This is a genomic window from Thermovirga sp. (assembly GCA_012523215.1).
In the GTDB taxonomy this organism is placed as follows: domain Bacteria; phylum Synergistota; class Synergistia; order Synergistales; family Thermovirgaceae; genus 58-81.
On the sequence record JAAYIZ010000251.1, the window covers coordinates 1 to 3,608 of the forward strand.

Consider the following 3,608-nt stretch of genomic DNA (forward strand, 5'->3'; position numbering starts at 1 on the left):
GGGGCCGAAGTCTTCGGTCCCCACCACGTCGAAGTGCCCGGTGAGGATCACGGTCTCTTCGACGGCTGGTTCGGCCTCCACGACGGCCATGACGGCCCCCCTTCCGAAGGAGTCCCCGGGGACAGGAATAAACCTGATATTGTCGGGATGGTCACGGAAATAATCTTTTCCCGAAAGCCAGGAATGGATGAACCTTCCGGCCTCGACTTCCCCAGCCGAACGGGTGACGCTGGGTATCCGGGCCAGGTCCAGGAGGAGTTCAAGTATGGCCTGCCTGGCATTCTCCATAATTGGTCCTCTCTTTCCTATTGGGGCGAAGGGATGGCCCAATAATACCACCCCTTCGAGGGAAGCTTGTTCATGTATACAGTGATACAATTGGATCCGCCGGTAAAAATTCGCGAGGGGAGTCCTGGTCGAGGTCATGAAGCTCAAACGTCCGGCCATCAACAGCAAGTTAGTCATCCTGACGCTGACGCACTTTCTCAACGACCTCCATGGGACTTTTCTGGCCACCTTCGTCCCGGTGATCGTCGGGCGGCTTGGGATCTCCTACGCCCAGGCGGGGCTCCTTAATTCCCTCTCGGGGATGATCCACGTGGTCGTTCAGCCCATGGCCGGCTACATTTCCGATTCTTTCTCCCGCCCCTACGCGATAATCGCGGGACCACTGCTGACGGCGCTGGGGGCGGCTCTACTTCCGCTGGGACCCACCTATGGCGTCACCCTTATCCTGGTCGGCCTCTGGGCCTTCGGCAGTTCCATCTACCACCCCCTGGGGCACGGAAGCGTGGGGTACGTGGGAGACCCGGAGAAACTGGCCTTCTTCCTCGCCCTGTTCTCCGTGGCGGGGATACTCGGTTCCACCCTCAGCCCGATCTACGCCGTCCTCCTGGTCAAACTCTTCGGCCTCGGACCGCTGATGGTGGCCGCGACGCTGGTGCCCGTCTCCGTAGGGGCCTGGCTGGTGATCCGCTACATCCCGACCCTGAAGGCGGAGGGCTCGGAAGCCTATCCCTCCCCCTTGGGCTTCTTGCGTTCCTTCACCAAGACTTTCGCGGTCATCTGCCCTGTATGGCTGACCTGTGTCTGCAGGGAGACGGCCTTCGAGGGCATACGCTTCTTCCTCCCGCTGCTCATCGCCTCCCGGGGGGGAAGCATCGTGAACATCGGCACGATACTCTTCCTGATAAACACCGTGGGCACGGTCTCGCCCATGATCGGAGGGCGGATAGCCGACAGGCTAGGTCGCCGAAGGGTCACCATGGCGGCCATGACCATGGCGCCCTTTTTCCTGGTCCCGGCGGCCCTCACCAGCGGAATACTCTCGATTGCCCTCTACATGATAGGCAATGCCCTCCTCCAGGGACTGCTGCCCGTCACCGGGGCGGCCGCCCAGGAGATGGCCCCCACCGCGAGGAGCACCGCCGCCTCGATGGTCATGGGACTCCCCTTCGGGCTGGCGAGCCTCCTTATCGCCCCCATCGGGGCGCTGGCGGACCGCACAAACCTCACCATGGTCCTCATCCTGCTCGGTTTGCTTCCCCTCCTCCCGATGCCGGTCTTCTGGAAAGGATGGAAAAGCGATGAGTGCCGGCGAGACGGGCAGTAGGTGATCCGTCGCGACCCGTGTCCCCATGACTTGATCCCAGGCTTTCCCTCCCAGATATCGGTTTATCAGGATAGTATGTTATACTACCTCCCGTAAGAATAAGGGGGAGGTTGGAGGAAGTGCTGAAGCTCGAAGTTGAACACTACATTCAGCTTGGGGAAAGGATGAGAGAGCGGGCCGCCGAACTGTGCAGGATGTACATGAAGGTCCATTATGACTGCGGCGACTGCGCGGTCCTGGTGACCAACATGGAAACGGGGCAAAGCGGGCGGTTCAGGATCATGTTCAACGAATCGGACGCGGAGGAAATTCTCTATCTCCCTCCCGAATACTTCTGGCTCACCGACGACGAGGTCACCGTCCGGATGAGGATAGACAGGGATATCCGCGAGGGCCAACTGGAGGAGCGCAGGAAGTCTCGCCACTCGGCGGGTTAAAGGCCGACCGCCCTCAGACCCTGTTCCCCGGCGAGGGCGACCCGGTTCGGGAAGACTTACGGGGATACCCTTTTCTCCAGGGGCCTCCAGAGAAGGAAGTAGACGGCCGGGGCCGCGAAAAAAAGCATTGCCGGGAGAAACCTGAAGGCGCCGGCCACTCCCAGCAGGGAGGAGAGGTAGCCTACCACCACGGGTGTCAGGAAGAAGCACCCGTCGAGTATGAACCACACGACGGCGGTGGCTTTGGGGTTCAGCTCCGGTGGCGCCGCGTCCCCTATCATCGCCAGCGACAAGGGAAAGCCGACACCTACCCCCATGCCGTACAGGAGCCCCCAGAAGGCGAAAGCCAGGGAAGAAGTCGAAAAGGACGTGCCGAAGAGCGATAAAGAGTTCCAGGCCGCCGCAACGGTGTACGCGATGGCCCTGGGAAAAGCGTCCATGAGCCTGAACCCCGCCAGCCTCGTCAAAATGGCCACCACGGCGAAGGTCACCATGAAATAGGACGACAGGAGCCCCTTGCTCAAGGCAAGTACCGGGATCGATATCACCGCCGCGTCGGTCATCCCATAGATAAACACCGCCAGGAAAAGGACCCTCGCCCTGGTGAGCCGAAAAAGCTGCGAATAGGTACCCCACCCCGCTCCTTTTCCCGACATGCCTTCTTTCCGGTCCACGCCTGCAAAGGACATCCCGACCACGGCGCAAGCCAGGGCCACCAATGGCCCGAACCACAGGTAGACGCCGTAGCCGTTATGTTGGAGCAGCCAGTCCAGCAGGGGCACCACACAGAGGAAGGGCGCCATGGCGCCGATGGTGATCAGGGCGAAGGCCCCTCCCCGCACCTCCCGGGGGATGACTATCGTCTGGTAAGTGGTCAACGAGTCCAGGAAAAGCCCGAAACCGAAGCCCATGAGCAGCCTGGAGAGGATCAAAAAGGGCAGCGAGGCTCCCGAAAGAGCGAGTCCCGTGCTCCCGACGGCGCTGCAGAGGGCGGCGCCGGTAAGGGTGGTCCTGAAGGAAAAGCGCTCCACCAGGAGAGCCATTAAGGGCCTGGGAAGGGTCGACGCCGCGTAGAAAGATCCCAGGATCCAACCGATCGTGGCCTGGGACTTCAGCCCCACATGATCGAGATAAAGGGGCAGGATAAAATAGGCGTAACTAAAGCTCATTATGGCAAAGTTGCCCCCCGCCATCCTGGGAAGCAGTTTTTTTACCCTATGCATCGTGGTCACCCCCCGGAAGAACCACGTCCGCCCCGGGAAGACGGAAGGCCTTCCTGAGAAGGGTGTCGAGTTCGGCCAAGGCTACGCCGAGGAGTATGATGACGCCCCCCGAGACTATCTGGAAGTTCAGCACTTCCTGGCCGATCAGCACGGCGATGACATAACCGAAGGGACCCTCGAGGGAGAGCAGTATGGCGGCGTGGACCTCGGGGCTGAACCTTTGGGCCACCGTTTGGACGAGGAAGGGAATCACGGTGACGAGGATTACGACATAGAGAAGTCCCCACAAAGCCCTGGAGTCGATGGACCCGATAGAGGGGACCGGCTCGAAGACCA

5 protein-coding genes are annotated in these 3,608 nt (G+C 60.9%); 2 read left to right on the plus strand and 3 right to left on the minus strand.

Annotation, left to right across the window (positions count from 1 at the left end; genetic code table 11):
* On the minus strand, window positions 1-288 hold a 288-nt coding region (locus GX108_06925), incomplete at its 3' end, for a peptidase M20 (protein ID NLO56765.1).
* A 136-nt stretch (window positions 289-424) separates the two neighbouring features.
* Here GX108_06925 and GX108_06930 point away from each other — a divergent pair.
* Together GX108_06930 and GX108_06935 are read left to right on the plus strand one after the other, a co-directional pair.
* Window positions 425-1,612: an MFS transporter gene (locus GX108_06930; GenBank protein NLO56766.1), complete on the plus strand. Its 1,188-nt coding sequence runs from the start codon at window positions 425-427 to the stop codon at window positions 1,610-1,612.
* A 119-nt stretch (window positions 1,613-1,731) separates the two neighbouring features.
* Complete coding sequence (locus tag GX108_06935) at window positions 1,732-2,049, plus strand: hypothetical protein (GenBank protein ID NLO56767.1); 318 nt, start codon at window positions 1,732-1,734, stop codon at window positions 2,047-2,049.
* A 56-nt stretch (window positions 2,050-2,105) separates the two neighbouring features.
* Here the strand turns inward: GX108_06935 and GX108_06940 are convergent, their stop codons facing one another.
* Entirely contained in the window at window positions 2,106-3,272 is a 1,167-nt protein-coding gene (locus GX108_06940) for an MFS transporter (protein NLO56768.1), read from the minus strand.
* Window positions 3,265-3,608: EamA family transporter (locus tag GX108_06945; GenBank protein ID NLO56769.1), on the minus strand; the 344-nt coding region annotated here is incomplete at its 5' end. The genes GX108_06945 and GX108_06940, both read right to left, overlap by 8 nt.